We start from the raw sequence: 18,094 nt of genomic DNA, 5'->3' as shown, positions 1-18,094 counted from the left end.
GGGTTTTTGGCTGTTTTACAAACTTATGTAATTGTTTTTATTGTGATTTGTTTAATTTGGTGATTATTTCGACCTTGTTAAACGTTAACTAGTTTGTAACAGTTGATCGCCTTTTGCTCAATATATCGAGCGAAATTAGTGCTTTTTTTGAACAAAATAGAGATCAAAGTCACGATTTGGAACCTATTTTGAACACTTGTGTTGATAATTTTGTACATGGGTTGTACGGTTTTTGTTAAATAAATCGAACGTGAGTGTGACAATGTCTGAGATGAGAAAACCGATAATAGGACTCGTAAGCTGTAAGAAAGAGCTCGCTGGATATCAGATACAGGCATTGAATGAGTTCTACCTTCAAGCAGTGAAAGACTTCGGTGGCACACCAATCATTCTTCCATCTGTAATAGAAGACAGTGAGTTAGATAGAGTGTTGGCGGTTTGTGATGGACTGTTATTCCCTGGTAGTCATTCCAATGTGGCGCCTCATCGATACAACGGTTCACATGAAGAATTAAAGAAAGATGAAGCACGAGATGAATTAGCTATTCAGCTTATACGTCGTGCTATAGATATGAACATTCCGTGCCTTGGTATTTGTCGTGGTTTCCAAGAGATGAACGTGGCGTTAGGGGGAAGCCTAAACCCTGCAGTTCACGAAGCGGGGTTCGATGACCATCGTGAAAGCGAATCAAAAGATTTCAATGAGAAGTATGCGCCCGCTCATCCTGTTTATGTTGAAAATGACGGCGTCTTTCAGCAATGGTTATTGAAAGCAGAGTGGAATCAAACGGATAAGTTTGAAGTAAATACGCTTCATAATCAGGGGGTTGATAATCTGGCTACAACCTTAAAAGTAGAAGCTAAAGCACCTGATGGACTTGTAGAAGCTTTTAGTCTGCCTGGTCAAAAATATTTTGTTGGCGTGCAGTGGCACCCAGAATGGCAAGCAAAACACAATCATTTCTCACAAATTTTATTTAAAGAATTTATTATGTCAGCTTCACAGTAATTTAGAGGCTGAATGCATGGATAACCACCAGATTGGTAAAAATATCGCTCAACTAAGAAAGGAGCGAGGACTTTCACAACGAGAACTGGCAGAAAAAGCGGGCATCACCCATAGCGCTATTTCTTCAATCGAGAATGCCAAAGTGAGTCCTTCGGTGAGTTCTCTGCAAAAAATAGTGAACGTTTTTTCGTTGTCTCTTTCAGAGTTTTTTACTCTTGAGCAACAAGAAAATAAAGAGATTAAGGTCGTGGTTAAACCAGAAGACCTCATTGAAATTGGCAGTGAAAATGTCTCAATGAAGTTGGTTAACAATGGCAGCAATAAACAAGAAATCGGCTTTCTTATTGAAGAATATGGGCCTAACAGTACAACGGGCGCATCCAATATCAAGCATGAAGGTGAAGAAGTCGGCACCGTATTAAGTGGTGAAGTTGAACTTGAATATAACGGGGAGACCTACCTAATAAAGGCAGGGGAGTCTTACGTTATTGATACAACGATTCCACATAAATTTACTAATCACTCCGATAAGGCTTGCAGAATGATAAGTGCACACACGCCAAAAGCATTCTAGCGCCTTGAGGTAACCAAGGAGAGCGTATGAAAACGCAGCAACAATGGATTGAACAACGAAATGCTCTAAATATCGAGCAAAGAGCGTTTCTAAATGGTGAGTATACCGCAGCAGCAGATGGCAAGACGCTAGAGGTCGTAAACCCAGCTACCGATGAAATCATTGCTAATATTGCACGTTGCCAAACTGCCGATGTTGATTGTGCTGTAGATTACGCAAGACAAGCATTTAAACAAGGTGAGTGGAGTCAAATTGCTCCAGCGGCGCGTAAAGACGTACTGTTGAAGTTTGCTGCTCTTATTGATGAAAATGTTGAAGAATTAGCGCTATTAGAAACACTTGATACTGGTAAGCCGATTGCACACAGTGTGTCGACGGATATTCCCGGCGCAGCGAAATCTATTCGCTGGTATGCGGAAGCCATCGACAAAGTTTATGGTGAAGTTGCACCTACAGAAAAAGATGTTCACGCCTTTATCTCTCATCAAGCGATCGGTGTTGTCGCTGCTGTTGTTCCGTGGAACTTCCCGCTATGGATTGGTTGTTGGAAGTTAGGTCCAGCCTTGGCTGCGGGCAACAGTGTCATCCTAAAACCATCAGAAAAGTCTTCATTAACGGCAATCTTCTTAGGCAAACTGGCGAATCAAGCAGGTATTCCAGCGGGTGCATTTCAAGTTATTACTGGTTATGGCCATGAAGCGGGAGAAGCGTTGGCACGTCACGAAGATGTAGATTGTATCGCTTTTACAGGCTCAACTCGTGTGGCTGGTCATCTTATGATTGCCTCCGGTGAAACTAACCTAAAACGTGTCTGGGCTGAGGCTGGTGGTAAGAACGCAAATATAGTCTTTGATGATTATGCCGATCTTGACCGCGCAGCTGCAGAAACAGCCGCAGGTTGTTTCTATAACCAAGGTGAAGTATGCGTAGCAGCAACACGCCTTTTGGTTCACGAAAGCATTAAAGATGTATTTATCGATAAAGTGATTAGCGCAGCGCAGGGTTTCATACCTAAAGATCCAATGGATCCCACGTCTTCTATGGGGGCGCTTATTGACCGTGAACACAAAGAAAAAGTGCTCGATTACGTTAAGTTAGGTCAAGATGCAGGGGCTACGCTGCGCTGTGGTGGTGACGCAGGCGGTAAAGGCGCCTTTGTTGAGCCAGTGATTCTCGATAATGTGGACAACAGTATGCGTGTGGCTCAAGAAGAGATCTTTGGCCCAGTGTTATGCGTCATTCCATTTAAAACAGAGCAAGAAGCTATCGCTATTGCTAATGACTCCAAATATGGCTTAGGCGCTGCACTTTGGAGTGACAATATTAATCGCGTACATCGAGTCGCAAAGCAGTTAGAAGCTGGCTCTGTGTGGGTGAACAACTACAACGAGGGCGATATGACCGTCCCATTTGGTGGATTCAAAATGAGTGGTAATGGACGTGACAAGTCGATTCATGCCATCGAAAAATTCACTGAAACCAAGACGACATGGATTCGTCTCCAACCTTAAGCCTGAAGCTGTAATCGAAAGGAATATAACCATGAACAAACATACTGATTCATATTATGCTCACTCAATCCCGAATGTAAGTGAGTACCCACAACTGCAAGACAATATTGAGTGTGATGTGTGTGTCGTAGGCGCGGGTTTCTCGGGTCTTTCCTCAGCTCTTCATTTAGCAGAAAAAGGCTTTAAGGTTGTAGTGCTGGAGAATGCGAAAGTAGGGTTCGGCGCGACAGGTCGTAATGGCGGCCAGATTGTTAACAGTTATAGCCGCGACGTAGACGTTATTGAAAGTCGCTATGGTGAAAAGCAAGCTAAGGCACTGTGTGACATGATTTTTGAAGGTGGTGATATCATTCGCGGCCTTATCGACAAACATAACATTGATTGTGATTTCAAGCAGGGGGGAATGTTTACTGCTCTGAATAATAAGCAATTAAAAGGTCTAGAAGAGCACAAAAAGCACTGGGAACGTTATGGCAACGATCAGCTTCGTATGATGGATGCGAGCGAAGTGGAAGCCGCAGTCGGTACCACTGCTTATAAAGGCGCTCTGCTGGATATGCGTGGCGGCCATATTCACCCACTCAAATTGGCGTTGGGCGAAGCAGCAGCTGTAACGGCACTTGGCGGTCAAGTTTTCGAACAGTCCGGTGTGACCCGTCTGGAAAAAGGCGCCAATCCTGTTGCTCATACAGAAAAAGGCAGCGTAAAAGCGAAATACATCGTTCTTGCGGGTAATGCTTATCTAGGTGGGCTTGCTCCAAACATCAGCAATAAAGCGATCCCGTGTGGTACACAGGTCGTAGCCACTGAGCCCCTTTCCGAGGCGCAACTTAAAGAGATCTTGCCATCAGATTACTGTGTTGAAGACTGCAACTATCTATTGGACTACTTCCGTCTTAGCGCGGACAAGCGCTTACTATTTGGTGGCGGTGTAGTTTACGGTGCTCGTGACCCAGAAAATATCGAAGGCATCATTCGTCCTAAGATGGAGAAGATCTTCCCACAATTAAAAGGTATCGGTATTGATTATAAGTGGACGGGTAACTTCCTACTGACTTATTCCCGCATGCCGCAATTTGGTGCTTTTGCAGACAACATTTATTACCTACAGGGCTACAGTGGTCACGGTGTTACTTGTACTCACCTTGCTGGCAAACTGTTGGCTGAAGCACTAACCGGACACGCAGAACGTTTTGACGCGTTCGCTGATTTAACCCACATCGCGTTCCCTGGCGGTCGTCATTTTGCTATCCCAATGACGGCGATGGGGGCGGCTTATTACAACTTACGCGACAAACTAGCAATCTAATTCAGAAAATAACAAGAAGTGCCTGCTATGACAGGCACTCAGTCAGCCTCAAACAAAGAATAGATAAAGGAAGATCCGATGAGTAGAGTAGTTAAATTTGCTGCGATGCAGTTAACCAAAACTTGGGATTTAGAAGCGAATCTAGAAAAAATTAAAGGTGCGATTCGCGAAGCCGCGGCAAATGGTGCGAATGTTGTACTACCTCAAGAACTCATGGCAGCGCCTTACTTTTGTAAGAAGCAAGAAGCCAAGTATTTTGAACTTGCTGAAGAAACGGATAACTCTCGTCTGATCAAAGAGCTTAGCGCGCTAGCTAAAGAACTGAATGTGGTTATACCTGTGAGCTATTTTGAGAAAGCGGGAAACACCTTTTTCAACTCTTTAGTGATGATCGATGCAGATGGTACGGTACTAGAAAACTACCGCAAATCCCATATTCCAGATGGTCCTGGCTATAGCGAGAAATACTATTTCAGCCCTGGTGATACAGGATTTAAAGTATGGAAAACCAAGTTCGGTACTTTCGGTGCAGGTATTTGTTGGGATCAATGGTTCCCTGAGCTGGCACGTTGCTTAGTGCTTAACGGTGCAGAAGCTATTTTCTACCCAACAGCAATTGGTTCAGAGCCGCAAGACCTATCTCTGGATTCACGTGACCATTGGCAGCGTACTATGCAAGGCCACTCGGCTGCCAACCTTGTACCTGTTATCGCGTCTAACCGTGTAGGAGTAGAAGTGGATGATGGCATTGAAACTACCTTCTATGGTTCATCATTCATCACTGATCATACTGGCGGTAAGCTGGCAGAAGCTCCAAGAGAAGGTGAAACTATCATCTACGCGGAAATTGACCTACAGGCTACTGCGCAAGCGCGTCACGCGTGGGGACTGTTCCGTGACCGTCGTCCGGACTTATATCAAGACATAATGAGCTTAGCTAAGTAACGAGGTGGACGATGAAACTCGATACGACCCCAAAGCAAGACGGTTTCTATTTTCCTGCTGAATATGAATCAGTAAGAGAGGTTTGGTTGGCATGGCCTGAGCGTCGTGATAATTGGCGCGCTAGTGCAAAACCTGCGCAACAAACCTTTGCCAACGTGGCGAATGCGATTGCGGACGTAGTGTGTGTTTCTGTTGCAGTAAGCTCTTCGCAATATGAAACCGCAAGAAGCATGCTGCACTCGTCCGTCAAACTGGTTGAAATGGCATTCAACGATTCTTGGATGCGCGATATCGGTCCTACTGTTGTAGTGAATTCATCGGGAGAGAGACGCGGCGTCAGTTGGAAGTTCAATGCTTGGGGAGGCGAGTTTAACGGCCTTTACGAAGACTGGAGTGATGACGATAAAGTTGCCGCATCCGTCTGTGATGTGTTGGGAATCGATCATTATCGCGCTCCATTTGTCCTGGAGGGTGGCGCGATTCATACCGATGGCGAAGGCACGTTATACACAACTGAAGAATGCTTATTGAGTCCGGGACGTAACCCAGAACTAAGTAAACAACAGATAGAAGCGCTACTAGCCGAGTATCTTGGTATCGAAAAGGTCGTCTGGCTTCCAAACGGTTTGTTTAATGATGAAACGGATGGGCATGTCGACAACTTACTTCACGTTGTCGCTCCAGCAAAAGTGGTACTCAGTTGGACGGATGATCCCTTCGATCCGCAATTTAAGTTATCACGTGAAGCGCATGCGGCGCTTAGTGCACAAACCGATGCACAAGGTCGAGCCATTGAGATTGTCAAAATCCCAGTTCCGGGTCCTCTTTACTATTCGCAAGAAGAAGCGAATGGAATTGAATCAAGCGATGGTATGAATCGTCACGAAGGGGAGCGACTGAGTGCTTCCTATGCTAACTTTCTGATGGTGAACGGACATATCTTTTTGCCATTACTTGATGACCAATATGACGATATTGCTATCGAGATTTTGACAAAAGCGCTTCCCGATTATGAGATTGTTGGCATACCAACACGAGAAGTTTTACTAGGCGGTGGCAATATTCACTGCATTACCCAGCAGATTCCCGCTTAGGATTCATCTGCTTTTTATCCACAGCATTCCTAGCGAAAGCTAGGACTAGGAACAAAAGGAATTACCATGCAGCAAATAAATAATAAGAGCTTACTCTCCTTTATGGTAACGGCAGCGGACAACGCTGTAGCCGTGACAAACCCAGCAACAGGCGAACTTGTGGGTCATGCTCCTATTTCATCTGAACCTGAGCTGATGGATGCGATCGAGCGAGCTCATGTGGCGCAGAAAGAGTGGGCTAAAGTGCCAGCTAAGTCGCGCGCAGTATTATTAAACCGCTGGTATCAACTAATTCTTGAGAACAAAGACGACCTTGCTCGCATCATGACTGTTGAACAGGGTAAGCCATTGGCAGAAGCCGCGGGTGAGGTTCTGTATGGCGCCAGCTTTATTGAATGGTTTGCTGAAGAAGCCAAACGCACCTATGGTGACTCCATTCCGGGACCAACGGCAGACAAGCGCTTGGTAACCATCAAGCAACCTATTGGTGTTGCATGTGCGATTACGCCATGGAACTTCCCTATCGCTATGATCACACGTAAAGCAGGTCCTGCATTGGCTGCCGGTTGTAGTTTCATCGTTAAGCCATCGGATTCAACACCGTTGTCTGCATTTGCAATTGTGGAACTCGCGTACCAAGCGGGCATTCCGAAAGACGCGCTACAAGTGGTTCTAGGTGAAAGCTCACGCAAAATCGGTGCAATCTTCACTTCTCACCCACTGATTCGCAAGCTGTCTTTCACAGGTTCTACCCAAGTGGGCAGTGTGTTAATGCAACAAGCCGCAAAAGACATCAAACGCACGTCAATGGAACTGGGTGGTAATGCGCCATTCATCGTCTTCGATGATGCTGATATTGATGCAGCTGTGCAGGGCGCTATGGCCTCTAAGTTCCGTAATGCGGGTCAAACTTGCGTCTGTGCGAACCGATTCTATGTGCATAGTAAAGTGTACGATGAGTTCGTAACGAAATTTGATGCAGCAGTGCAGCAGTTAAAAGTCGGAAACGGCTTAGATGAAGGTGTCAACATTGGTCCCGTTATCAATGCGAGTGCAAAACAGGGCATTCAAGCACTGATTGACCGTGCGGTAGAGCAAGGTGCAGTGCCTGTTACTCCTCTTAAACAACTAGACGGTTTGTTTATGCAGCCAGTTGTCCTCAAAGACGTGAAACACAGCATGGATATCGTTCAAGAAGAGATATTTGGTCCGGTGGCTCCGGTAATTCGTTTTGATACGGATGAAGAACTTGTCGAAATGGCGAACGACACGATTTACGGTTTGGCGTCCTACTTCTACAGCCAGAACATCCACCGTGTTTGGAAAGTAGCAGAAGCACTGGAATACGGCATGGTCGGCATTAATGAAGGTATTATCTCGACAGAAGTAGCGCCGTTTGGCGGTGTGAAGCAGTCGGGTATTGGACGTGAAGGTGCGAAGCAGGGTATCGACGAATATATGGATGTGAAATACCTGTGCTTTGGTGGCAACTAAACGTCTAGCGGTAACAAATAAAGGATTAAACAATGAAAAACCAACAACTACACGAAAGAAGAAGCAAAGTTATCGCTCAGGGTATGGGCGCGCTGTACCCACTTTATGTTGAGAAAGCTGACAACGCTCATGTATGGGATGTCGATGGTAACAAATACATTGATTTTGCGGCAGGCATTGCAGTGACAAACACGGGTCACTCAAACTCGCGCATCACTGACGCTGTGAAAGCTCAGGTCGACAACTTCTCTCATACTTGCGCTATGGTGACACCGTATGAGTCTTTTGTGGAGCTGGCAGAAAAGCTGACTGACATTGCTCCGGGTGATTCTGAAAAGAAAGCGATTTTCCTAACAACGGGTGCCGAAGCGGTTGAAAACGCAGTGAAAGTAGCACGTGCTCATACTGGGCGTAGCGGGGTTATTGCCTTTAAAGGTGGTTTTCACGGTCGTACCAATATGACCATGGGATTGACGGGAAAAATCGCACCATACAAAGCGGGCTTCGGTCCTTTCCCGAACGAAATCTACCATGCACCTTATCCAAATGCGTTCCACGGCATCAGCACAGGAGATAGCTTACAGGCATTGCAAGATTTGTTTGCATGCGATATTGAACCTAGTCGCGTTGCTGCGATCATTTTCGAGCCTGTACAGGGCGAGGGTGGTTTTTACCAAGCACCAGCGGAATTTGCTCAGGCACTGCGCAGCCTTTGTGACCAGCACGGTATTATGCTAATAGCAGATGAAATCCAAACAGGTTTTGCCCGCACCGGTAAAATGTTCGCAACGGAGTATCTGGATATTGAACCAGATATGATGACGATGGCGAAAGGTATTGCTGGTGGTTTTCCAATCTCTGCTGTTGTAGGTAAAGCGGAAGTTATGGATTCTGCGTTGCCAGGTGGTTTAGGCGGTACTTACGCTGGTTCTCCATTAGGCTGTGTTGCCGGTTTGGAAGTGCTCAAGATAATTGAAGAAGAGCAGCTATGCGCTAAAGCCCAAGGTATTGGTGAAGTGGTTAATGCACGCATGACTGAGCTTCAAAAAACGGTGCCTGCGATTGGTGAGATTCGCACCATTGGTGCAATGATGGCGATTGAGTTTACCGATCCACAATCGGGGCAACCACTTCAAGATGTTACCAAAGCGGTGATTAGCAAAGCGCAAGAAAATGGTTTAATTCTGTTGTCTTGTGGCGTTAAAGCCAATGTTATTCGCTTGCTCCCGCCACTAACGATTGAATCAGATGTATTGGCAGAAGGTTTAGACAAACTGGAAGCCATCATCGCAGAAGTAGCGAAATAGAACGACGTTACGTAGGATAATATAAGCCCCCTCGATTCGAGCCCGAGGGGGCTTTTTTAATGTTCATGGTAATTTGTCTAGGAGTGATAAACCAAATTGTATCTTGGGTCTATCACAGTTTTTGTCTGTTCCCTTCAGCGGTTAATACTCTCTAACCGCTTAAGCAATGAAATAAAATGTATTGATTACAGCGGGTTAATGGATTGGTTTCTTCCCGAAGATACCATTTCTGCGTTGAATATCTTTTTTCAATCTCTTACTTAAAAACTATACAGTTTTACTCTAAAGTCTGCTAATTTGTGCTGACAAAATGAGAGTGATCAAAATCTCGACACCATGATTAAGATACATTGCTGCTCAGAAGAATTTAATAATCGCTTGGACTGAAAAATGAAACATCAACATTTCTTACCTATGCAGAACGTAATCCAAGATTATGCTTGGGGTAGCGTGACGTCTATTAACACTCTGTTTGGCATTGCCAACCCAGATAACAAACCACAAGCTGAGATCTGGATGGGTGCACACCCAGGCGGCTGCTCTGAAGTGGTCTCCGCAGATAAGACTTTGCGTCTGGATCAGTTTGTTACTGATAACCTAAGTGATGTTTTGAGTGAAGCCATTAGCCAGAAATTTGGTGAGCTGCCTTACCTGTTCAAAGTCCTTGCTGCAGCGAGCGCTTTGTCTATTCAGGTTCACCCGAGCAAAGCTCAAGCAGAACAAGGGTTTGCCAAAGAAGAAGCCGCTGGTATCGCCCGTAACGCAGCAAACCGCAATTATAAAGATCCAAACCATAAACCAGAGTTGGTTTACGCATTGACACGTTACCAAGCAATGAATGGCTTCCGCTCTTATGAAGAGATCTTAAACAACTTCGAACAGCTTAATATTGAGGAGTTAGCGCCTCTTATTAATGCTTATAAAACATCTCTGGACGCAACAGGTCTTGAGGCGTTGTTTGTTAGTATGCTGAAGCTTGACGGCCAAGCAAAAGATACGGCATTGAATAAGTTGCTTGCTTTCGCTGAGACCAAACAAGGCGACGAAACCTTTGAACTCATCTTATGGCTAAAAGATCTCTACCCTGGTGATATTGGTCTTTTCTCTCCATTATTCTTACACGTATTGACGCTTGAGCCGGGCGAAGCGATGTTCCTTCACGCTTGTACTCCACACGCTTACTGTCGTGGTACTGGACTTGAAATTATGGCGAGTTCAGACAACGTACTTCGTGCAGGCCTAACGCCAAAACACATTGATGTTGAAGAGCTGGCTTCTTGTACCATTTTTGAACCTAAGCTGCGTGAGGAGTTGTTAACTCAACCAGAAATGGATAATGGTGCAGAGCACTATCCAATTCCGGTAGAAGACTTTAAATTTAGCGTCTACGTTGACCAGCAAGACCGATTTGTCAACGTCACAACACCAGAGATTCTATTTGCATTGGATGAGCCAATCGTATTGACGCATCTAGATGGCGAAACCATTACGGTTGAACGCGGTCATTCAGTGTTCATCCCTGCTTCTGCGGGTAACTACAGCGTGACTTGTGCTGGCAAGTTCGCAAGAGCCTATTGCTAGCGTAATATGCTGCCAGTAGGGCAGTAATCCTACTTATAAAGGGAGATCGTGAAAGATCTCCCTTTTTTTGTGCAACTTGCCTATTACTTATGCAGCATGGATTGCATTTTAGTTGCAGATAATTAGTATGTAATGAAAGGATATGTAAAAACTTAAGCAGTAGGTACTATAAAATGGAATTTAGAGTAGCAGAATATTCTGACTACCAAAGTGTGGCGGAACTACACGCGGTAAGTTGGCAAAAAGCCTATAAAGGCATCATGCGTCAGTCGTATTTAGACGAGTCGGTTCTTGAAGACAAGCAACTGATTTGGCAAACCCGACTATTAAACCCTCCTTTCAGCCAACATGTCATTATTGCTGAGCACCAAGGCGAATTAGCGGGTTTTATCTGCCTGTTTGGTAATCACAATGTCGAGTTCGGTACTATCATTGATAACCTTCACGTTAGGGCAAGTGCGCAAGGCAAAGGTGTGGCAAAGAAACTGATTGCGTTGGCGATGGAATGGGCAAGTAAGTACTATCCAGACAACGGTGTGTTTTTGGAAGTACTGGCGGATAATTCGAACGCCATTAAGTTCTATGAATCCATAGGTGCGAACAGAGCGATGAAACAGCGTGGCGAATCGCCATGTGGGCGCCACGTCGATGAGTTTATCTATGTATGGAAAAATCCAGAAGCGTTGATGGAACAGTGTGTTGTGTCGGTGTAGTTTGCCTTTTCAAACAATAGAACTAAAAAAACGCCTAACATGAATCATGTTAGGCGTTTTTGTGTTGTGTCAGGAGCTACTTGATGTATTCCAAAAGTGCTTTTTCATTAGGCAGTGCGGTCATTGCGCCTTTTTGCGTGGTTGCCAATGCCCCACAACCGTTAGCCCATCGTACAGCGTCATGAATGGTTTCATCATTTACCCAGCTTTCTGTTTTCGACAGGCGAGTTAGCAGACCACCAACAAAGGCATCGCCTGCACCTGTCGTATCGACGGGTTTTACTGGAGTGCCAGCAATCAACTCTTGTTGTGCGCCACGAATAACCAGTGCTCCTTTCGCTCCTTGAGTAATCAAGACCAATGTATTGCTAAAGGATTCAAGTGCTTCAATACCTGCTTCTAAGGTGTTGGTGTCTGTGAGGAACATGAGTTCGTCATCTGAAAACTTAACTACATCGGCCAGCGCAATAGCTTCTCGGCAAACAGGTTTGATTAAGTTTTGATCGCCCCAGACCTCATCACGTAAGTTGGGGTCGAAGCTAACAAAGCCTCCAGCAGCCTTAATTTGTTTCATTGCGTCAATCGTAGAACTGCGGCTAGGTTCATTGGCAAGGGCGATTGAACAAACGTGCAGCCACTCGCCTTTTTCGAAAGCAGGAATGTCACTTTTTTGCATAAACTGGTCGGCACTAGGCTTAACCATAAAGGTAAAGTTGCGCTCACCGCTGTCATCTAAGTCAACAATAACGGTAGAAGTGCGCTGTTGCTCATCAAGCCGCATATAGTTGGTATCGACGTTTTCGTCGCTCAAAGTCTGCTTCATGAAGCGACCTAGCGGGTCTTGTCCGACGCGACCGAAAAATCCAGTGTTACCACCTAAACGTGCGATAGCTACAGCTACGTTTGCAGGCGCACCACCTGGACATTTCAAATAGGTAGTTGCCGTATCTGGTATTAAATCTACGACAGCATCTCCGGTTACCCACACTTTGCTCATGAGAAAAATCCTGTATTAACTAAGTTGTCTTTAGTTTACTAAATCGATTTAGCAAAGAAAATGTGTTTTAATAGACCTCTAATGGATTGAAAATGAATTTGTGATCTCACACACGATCTTTTAGGAAAATAAGATCAAACTGACCGAGTGGATGAGTAGGAAGGAATGAGCAAAAAATTAAAACTTGCTGACATAGCAAAACTCGCTGGTGTATCGAAATCAACGGTGAGTTTTGTATTGAATGGGCATGCAGAAAAGCATCGAATCACGAAAGAAACCGTGGAGAGAGTACTGCATGTTGTGCAAGAGAATAACTATTCGCCTAGTGTTTATGCCCGAGCGCTAAAATCGAAAAAGAGCTCTACTTTTGGACTTGTGATCCCCGACCTACTCAACCTTGGTTTTGCGTCTATTGCCAAAGAATTAGAACGTCTCTGCTTAGCATCAGGCTATCAGTTATTACTGGCTTCAACCGATGATGACCCTGAAACAGAAATGCGCGCAGTAGACAATCTAATATCACGTCAAGTCGACGGCATCATGATTGCGTCTTGTCTCACCAGTGATGCTTTCTATAGCGGATTACCTGACGATCTTCCGCTTGTTTTCTTTGACCGTTCGTTCGAATCTTCAGATTTTAATATGGTGACCACTGACGCTTACGATGCAACGAGACTGTTATTAACGGAACATACGAAAAACGTGGCAGAGTGTGTTTTTATTGGTGGACAATTAGAACTTTCACCAAGTAAAGAACGCTATCAAGGTTATGTAGATGCGTTAGCTACAAACCAAATTCCGTTGAATCAGAGCTTGGTGTTCAATCGTGATTATCAGCCTTCAAGTGGTTACGACATGATGGCTGCGTGTGTTGATGAACTTGGTCGATTGCCACACTGTTTATTTACGGCATCTTATTCATTGTTAGAAGGGGTGCTGCGCTATCTTAACGAACATGATCTGTTTGCAACAGCAACCAATGCTCGGATGCGAATTGCTACGTTTGATAATTACGCCATATTGGACTGCTTACCGTTACCAATAAACTCTATAGAGCAAAATTGTGTCGAATTAGCGTCGGAGATTTTTGACTGTCTACAAAAGACCTTGTCTAATTCTCAATATCAAAGCAAGATTAGTGTTAAAGCGCACCTTCATCAGCGGAGTTACTAACCGGACATGGAATCAAAATCTCTACAGCCTTTATATATTCAAGTGGCCGATACGCTAAAACAGCGGATTGATGAAGGGCTATATCCGCAAGGCTCGAAGTTGCCTTCCGAGAATCAGTTAGTAGAGAGTTTAGGTGTAAGTCGTGTTACGGTCAGGAAGGCGTTAGGTCAACTTGCCGATATTGGCTATACCACCTCCGAAAAAGGTAAAGGAACTTTTGTTGCTCATCAAAAACTTAAGCATGATTTCTTAGGGATGGCGGGCTTTGCTCAAGAGTTGCAGGGAGCGGGGCTTGAGGCTCACAACCAAGTGATTCACTTTGAAAAGGTGGAAGCAGATGCATCATTAGCTTCCAAGCTGTCTATAACAGTGGGCGATCTCGTCTATCATTGCGGTCGACTGCGCGTTGTAAATCAACAGGTTGTTTCTTACGAAGATTTCTATATACCATGGGCGTTACTTCCAGATTTAGATGCCCAGTCTCTTTCGGGCTCCAAATTTGCTTATCTTAAGCAACATGATATTGAAATGGTGAAAACACAACAAAAGATAAAACCAGCGTTGCCAAGCCTATTCATTCAAAAGCAGCTGTCTGTAGATAAGTTAGAGCCGATACTGATCAATGAATCGATCAATTTTCGCACTGAATCTCAGCCTTATGAGTACTCCATTGTCTATTATAAGTCCAGTGTCTATGACTTTGAGATAACTGCCAGACTTTAATAATCTTATCAATTAGTTACCAAGCCACCTTTTAATGAGGTGGTTTTTTTGTATCTGAGCTAACTATTATTGAATGTGATGATAAGCACGTTTCTAAAGTTCAAAAGCACAAATAGATACAACTTGTATTTATCCTGTATTACATTAATACATGTTGAATACAGGTTGTTATCTTGTGCTCTTGGGAGAGAACGAAAAAATGGCAAGAAATGCTCAAATCGTTGCAACAGAAGTGATGGCGCTGCTTGGTGGAGAAACCAATATCGAGCAGTTGACACATTGTGCAACGCGATTGCGGGTCGTGACGAAAGACGACTCTAAAGTCGATGCGGAAAAACTAGGCGAAACAGAAGGCGTTCACGGTTACTTTTTTAAAAATGGCCAACACCAAGTCATACTAGGTACGGGCTTTGTTGGTAAGGTGTTTGCGGTATTAACAGGCAATGGTGATGTTGAAACCAGTGCCGCACCGAAAAAAGAGCAAGCGGGTAGTGCTTTCCAACGAGTGACTCGTACGTTTTCAGATATCTTTGTTGCCATTATTCCTGCGCTAGTTGCGACGGGTTTATTGATGGGATTGCGCGGACTGATCGTTAATGGCTTTGGGGTGGAATTGTCACCTCAATTGACGACGCTGTCTCAAGTGCTTACTGATACCGCGTTTATCTTTATTCCAGTCTTAGTGACATGGTCAGCGATGAGAGTGTTCGGTGGCAATCCAGTACTCGGTATTGTACTCGGATTGATGCTGGTTGCTCCTCAATTAGCAAGCAAATGGGATGTCGCTTTTGGTAATGCAGAAGCACTGATGATTCCATTCTTCGGCTTTAATATTGCCGTCACTGGCTTGCAGAGTTCTATCTTACCTGCCGTGTTTATGGGTTGGTTTGCTGCAACTGTTGAGAAAACATCACGCAAGTACGTGCCGGAGGTGTTGGATCTTATCCTTACTCCATTCATTACACTGTTGGTGTCGCTGATTGCAGGATTAGTTTTCGTTGGACCATTACTATTAGGTATCGAAAAGCTAATTACCGATGTAGTGGTGTATTTTTTACAAATTCCATACGGTATTGGCGGTTTGATTTACGGTGGTGCGATTCAGTTCATGGCCGTTACGGGGATGCACCATACTATCGTGCCAATTACCATTGCCATGGTGACAGAAACTGGTTTTGACTATATCAACCCACTAGGTACCGCTGCGATTGCAGGTCAATTTGGTGCGGCGATTGCCGTGATGACTATGCAAACCAGCAAGGTGAAAAAGTCAGGCATGTTTGGAGCAGCGCTACCTGCGTTATTTGGTATTACTGAGCCGGCGATGTTTGCAGTGACCTTACCTCGCGTTAAGCCATTCCTTTATGGATGCGTTGGCGGTGCAATCGGTGGCTGTCTAGGTGCTATCGCAGGAATTGGTTCAGCGGGTACGGGGGCGACGATGCTTCCTGGAATGCTGCTGTACCTCGGTGGTGGTCTTGGTATGTATATCGTGGTCATGTTGGTTGCTGCTTTGGTAGCTTTTGTCATGACTAAGTTATTCTACAAAGAACCTCAATAAGTTATTTCCTTTTTATCCCTTCATGGACGCGGCTAGGTGACATGAAGGGATTTTGCGTTTTAAAGCTACAGAGAGTCGTTATGGATTTTTCTAATCGTCAAAACCGCTTCGTGCGGCTAGACGAAGTGTCAGCAGAGTATCTGGAACATATTGAGTCATTGACTCAAAATGACCCTTATTATCCGAGTTACCATATAGCCCCCAAACATGGGTTGGTTAATGACCCAAATGGGCTTAGTTACTTTAATGGTGAACATCATATTTTCTATCAATGGTTTCCATTAGGGCCCGTTCATGGACTTAAGCACTGGTATCACGTATCAACGAAGGATTTTGTGCACTTCAAAGATAGAGGAGTCGCACTGTATCCTGATCAGGATTACGACCAACACGGGTGTCATACTGGTGTGGCAGTCGTTGAGGGTGAGCAGCTTAACCTTCTGTATACCGGACATTTGGTATGCGAACCAGAAAGTGGTCACCCGACTCAAGTTCTCGCAGTGATGGATAAAGAAGGGAAGATAGAGAAGAAAGGAGTCGTTATTGACTACAACTCTCAACACTACACACATAATATACGTGACCCTGTCACAATAAAGAGAGAAGATGACTATTATATGTTGATTGGTGCTGAGAGCCATCAACAGCAAGGTAAGTTGGCGCTTTATCACGGGAGACAAATCGATGCCTACCAATATAAGGGGAATGTTGATATAGGCATTGGTGAGTTTGGTTATATGTGGGAGTGCCCTAACTACTATGAGGAGGCTGGTAGTGGCGTCTTTATTTTCTCTCCTCAAGGCGTCACTTCCGATAGTAAGTACGATTTTAATAATGTGTTTTCTGTGGTCTATATCGTTGGTAAACCGTTAGATACTGAGAATCTTAAGTTCGAACATCAGGGCTACTTTGAACTCGATAAAGGCTTTGATTTCTATGCCCCTCAGACTTATTTAGACAACAAAGGACGCCGCATTCTGATTGGTTGGTTAGGTAATTCGAAAAGCGAGTATCCAACGGATAAGAATTACTGGGCGCATATGCTGACATTGCCAAGAGAGATAAGCATAGAAGGTAATAAACTGCGTCAAACACCGCTAGTGGAACTTACTGACTTGCGCGAAAGTAGTGAAGTATTGAGGCCACAACATGAACTAATTAGTCGAGCTTTTGAACTTGAAGTGAGTGTGGAGCAAGACTTCGTTATAGAGTTTGCTAATCAGAGTGGCGACAAAATGACGTTTTCTGGCAATGAAACGGAGTGGTGCTTAGACAGGACACATGTGACGGAAACACATGCTGAGCAGTTTGGCACAGTTCGATACGCTATGCGGCAAAGTAATGACAGCCTAGTGCGTGTGTTTGTCGACCATTCCAGTATTGAAATATTCTGTGACTTCGGAGAGACGGTATTCACATCACGTATTTTCGTTAGCGATTTGAACCAACTTTATTTGTCCAAAGCAACCGGACAGATACATTACTTAAGTGGTATTCATTACGAATAGATGAAAACAAAAACGACCAGCCTAGGCTGGTCGTTTTTGTTAGGTATGGTCACTCGTCTAGATTAGCGGTAGCTTCGCTTGGATGTGCTTAGTTCCATAATCATGGCTAATTCTTCTTCCGTAACCAAATCGCTGGGCTGTTGGCGTGTTGATAAACGCTCAACAAATCGCTTCACGTCGCGAAGCTGCTCAGTATTTAAATGATGCATAGCGTCGACAATGTCTTTTTCTAGCGCATGGTTCATATCAGCATCACTCCTTTGTTTTTCCTTATCTCTAACTTAGACCATATGAGTCTAATAGCAAGGCTTTTTATGCATATTGTTACACTTGATATCTATAACACTGCATGGATAACGAGAACTAGATTAATAGAAAGGCAACACAAATAGTGTGGAAAAAATAAACATGAGCATTAGAGGTGATATAGAAAATACATTCACACCATTGTTACATTTTGGAAACTGATAATTAATAATTTAAATAGTAGTTAAGAATTACTATGTGTGTGAGCAAGATCACTGAAAGTAATTTATCTGCCAAAAAGTTCCCCTACATTACCTCAATAAATGTTTTTACAGCTAAATGTATATTT

General features: G+C 44.3%; 16 protein-coding genes. 14 read left to right on the top strand and 2 right to left on the bottom strand.

All coding sequences use genetic code 11. From position 1 onward, the window contains the following. Window positions 1–262: 262 nt before the first annotated feature. From HW45_RS13250 to HW45_RS13205, 10 genes are all read left to right on the top strand, one after another. A complete protein-coding gene (locus tag HW45_RS13250; RefSeq protein ID WP_038227370.1) occupies window positions 263–1,009 on the top strand; it encodes a gamma-glutamyl-gamma-aminobutyrate hydrolase family protein in 747 nt (248 codons plus the stop codon). Window positions 1,010–1,025: 16 nt separating this feature from the next. Next, window positions 1,026–1,583, top strand: a complete 558-nt coding sequence (gene puuR, locus HW45_RS13245; RefSeq protein WP_006070391.1) for an HTH-type transcriptional regulator PuuR — start codon at window positions 1,026–1,028, stop codon at window positions 1,581–1,583. 26 nt (window positions 1,584–1,609) lie between these two features. Then, the gene (locus HW45_RS13240; RefSeq protein WP_038227367.1) at window positions 1,610–3,094 is read left to right on the top strand and encodes an aldehyde dehydrogenase; all 1,485 of its coding nucleotides are present in this window, start codon (window positions 1,610–1,612) and stop codon (window positions 3,092–3,094) included. 31 nt (window positions 3,095–3,125) lie between these two features. Continuing rightward, entirely contained in the window at window positions 3,126–4,403 is a 1,278-nt protein-coding gene (locus HW45_RS13235; protein ID WP_038227366.1) for an NAD(P)/FAD-dependent oxidoreductase, read from the top strand. Window positions 4,404–4,481: 78 nt separating this feature from the next. Next, a complete protein-coding gene (gene aguB, locus HW45_RS13230; RefSeq protein ID WP_031493990.1) occupies window positions 4,482–5,348 on the top strand; it encodes an N-carbamoylputrescine amidase in 867 nt (288 codons plus the stop codon). Window positions 5,349–5,359: 11 nt separating this feature from the next. Beyond that, entirely contained in the window at window positions 5,360–6,442 is a 1,083-nt protein-coding gene (aguA, locus tag HW45_RS13225; RefSeq protein ID WP_038227365.1) for an agmatine deiminase, read from the top strand. Between the two features lie 66 nt (window positions 6,443–6,508). Next, window positions 6,509–7,936 carry an NAD-dependent succinate-semialdehyde dehydrogenase gene (locus HW45_RS13220; protein ID WP_038227364.1) on the top strand — a complete coding sequence of 476 codons (1,428 nt, stop codon included), beginning with the start codon at window positions 6,509–6,511 and terminating at the stop codon, window positions 7,934–7,936. A 32-nt stretch (window positions 7,937–7,968) separates the two neighbouring features. Then, entirely contained in the window at window positions 7,969–9,243 is a 1,275-nt protein-coding gene (gene gabT, locus HW45_RS13215) for a 4-aminobutyrate--2-oxoglutarate transaminase (protein ID WP_038227363.1), read from the top strand. Window positions 9,244–9,633: 390 nt separating this feature from the next. Next, window positions 9,634–10,824: a mannose-6-phosphate isomerase, class I gene (manA, locus tag HW45_RS13210; protein ID WP_038227362.1), complete on the top strand. Its 1,191-nt coding sequence runs from the start codon at window positions 9,634–9,636 to the stop codon at window positions 10,822–10,824. Between the two features lie 173 nt (window positions 10,825–10,997). Then, window positions 10,998–11,537, top strand: coding sequence for a GNAT family N-acetyltransferase (locus HW45_RS13205; protein ID WP_006070399.1), 540 nt, complete (start codon window positions 10,998–11,000; stop codon window positions 11,535–11,537). A gap of 76 nt (window positions 11,538–11,613) precedes the next feature. On the opposite strand, the gene HW45_RS13200 is transcribed toward HW45_RS13205, so the two are convergent. Then, window positions 11,614–12,534 (bottom strand): aminoimidazole riboside kinase, encoded by a 921-nt coding sequence (locus HW45_RS13200; RefSeq protein ID WP_038227361.1) that lies wholly within the window; start codon window positions 12,532–12,534, stop codon window positions 11,614–11,616. A 165-nt stretch (window positions 12,535–12,699) separates the two neighbouring features. Here HW45_RS13200 and HW45_RS13195 point away from each other — a divergent pair, with 165 nt between their 5' ends. The 4 genes from HW45_RS13195 (at window position 12,700) to HW45_RS13180 (ending at window position 17,499) form a co-directional block, all read left to right on the top strand. Further along, entirely contained in the window at window positions 12,700–13,707 is a 1,008-nt protein-coding gene (locus HW45_RS13195; RefSeq protein WP_038227360.1) for a LacI family DNA-binding transcriptional regulator, read from the top strand. 6 nt (window positions 13,708–13,713) lie between these two features. After that, complete coding sequence (locus tag HW45_RS13190; protein WP_038227357.1) at window positions 13,714–14,430, top strand: GntR family transcriptional regulator; 717 nt, start codon at window positions 13,714–13,716, stop codon at window positions 14,428–14,430. Window positions 14,431–14,629: 199 nt separating this feature from the next. Beyond that, a complete protein-coding gene (locus HW45_RS13185) occupies window positions 14,630–15,991 on the top strand; it encodes a PTS transporter subunit EIIC (protein ID WP_006070403.1) in 1,362 nt (453 codons plus the stop codon). Window positions 15,992–16,071: 80 nt separating this feature from the next. Beyond that, a complete protein-coding gene (locus tag HW45_RS13180; RefSeq protein ID WP_038227356.1) occupies window positions 16,072–17,499 on the top strand; it encodes a sucrose-6-phosphate hydrolase in 1,428 nt (475 codons plus the stop codon). A 62-nt stretch (window positions 17,500–17,561) separates the two neighbouring features. On the opposite strand, the gene HW45_RS13175 is transcribed toward HW45_RS13180, so the two are convergent. After that, window positions 17,562–17,744, bottom strand: a complete 183-nt coding sequence (locus HW45_RS13175) for a hypothetical protein (protein WP_038227355.1) — start codon at window positions 17,742–17,744, stop codon at window positions 17,562–17,564. Between the last annotated feature and the right edge of the window lie 350 nt (window positions 17,745–18,094).

Origin of the sequence: Vibrio sp. ER1A, assembly GCF_000733315.1 — a bacterium.
GTDB lineage: Bacteria > Pseudomonadota > Gammaproteobacteria > Enterobacterales > Vibrionaceae > Vibrio > Vibrio mediterranei.
Note: the sequence above shows the minus strand (reverse complement) of the source record. Positions and strands in the feature narration are given on the sequence as shown.

Bases quoted from the DNA above. Each gene is read 5' to 3' on its own strand.
- HW45_RS13250 (WP_038227370.1), top strand. From the start codon at position 263: ATGTCTGAGATGAGAAAACCGATAATAGGACTCGTAAGCTGTAAGAAA.
- HW45_RS13185 (WP_006070403.1), top strand. From the start codon at position 14,630: ATGGCAAGAAATGCTCAAATCGTTGCAACAGAAGTGATGGCGCTGCTT.
- gabT (WP_038227363.1), top strand. From the start codon at position 7,969: ATGAAAAACCAACAACTACACGAAAGAAGAAGCAAAGTTATCGCTCAG.
- puuR (WP_006070391.1), top strand. From the start codon at position 1,026: ATGGATAACCACCAGATTGGTAAAAATATCGCTCAACTAAGAAAGGAG.
- HW45_RS13195 (WP_038227360.1), top strand. From the start codon at position 12,700: ATGAGCAAAAAATTAAAACTTGCTGACATAGCAAAACTCGCTGGTGTA.
- HW45_RS13235 (WP_038227366.1), top strand. From the start codon at position 3,126: ATGAACAAACATACTGATTCATATTATGCTCACTCAATCCCGAATGTA.
- HW45_RS13205 (WP_006070399.1), top strand. From the start codon at position 10,998: ATGGAATTTAGAGTAGCAGAATATTCTGACTACCAAAGTGTGGCGGAA.
- HW45_RS13180 (WP_038227356.1), top strand. From the start codon at position 16,072: ATGGATTTTTCTAATCGTCAAAACCGCTTCGTGCGGCTAGACGAAGTG.
- aguA (WP_038227365.1), top strand. From the start codon at position 5,360: ATGAAACTCGATACGACCCCAAAGCAAGACGGTTTCTATTTTCCTGCT.
- manA (WP_038227362.1), top strand. From the start codon at position 9,634: ATGAAACATCAACATTTCTTACCTATGCAGAACGTAATCCAAGATTAT.
- HW45_RS13200 (WP_038227361.1), bottom strand. From the start codon at position 12,534: ATGAGCAAAGTGTGGGTAACCGGAGATGCTGTCGTAGATTTAATACCA.
- HW45_RS13240 (WP_038227367.1), top strand. From the start codon at position 1,610: ATGAAAACGCAGCAACAATGGATTGAACAACGAAATGCTCTAAATATC.
- HW45_RS13220 (WP_038227364.1), top strand. From the start codon at position 6,509: ATGCAGCAAATAAATAATAAGAGCTTACTCTCCTTTATGGTAACGGCA.
- HW45_RS13190 (WP_038227357.1), top strand. From the start codon at position 13,714: ATGGAATCAAAATCTCTACAGCCTTTATATATTCAAGTGGCCGATACG.
- aguB (WP_031493990.1), top strand. From the start codon at position 4,482: ATGAGTAGAGTAGTTAAATTTGCTGCGATGCAGTTAACCAAAACTTGG.
- HW45_RS13175 (WP_038227355.1), bottom strand. From the start codon at position 17,744: ATGAACCATGCGCTAGAAAAAGACATTGTCGACGCTATGCATCATTTA.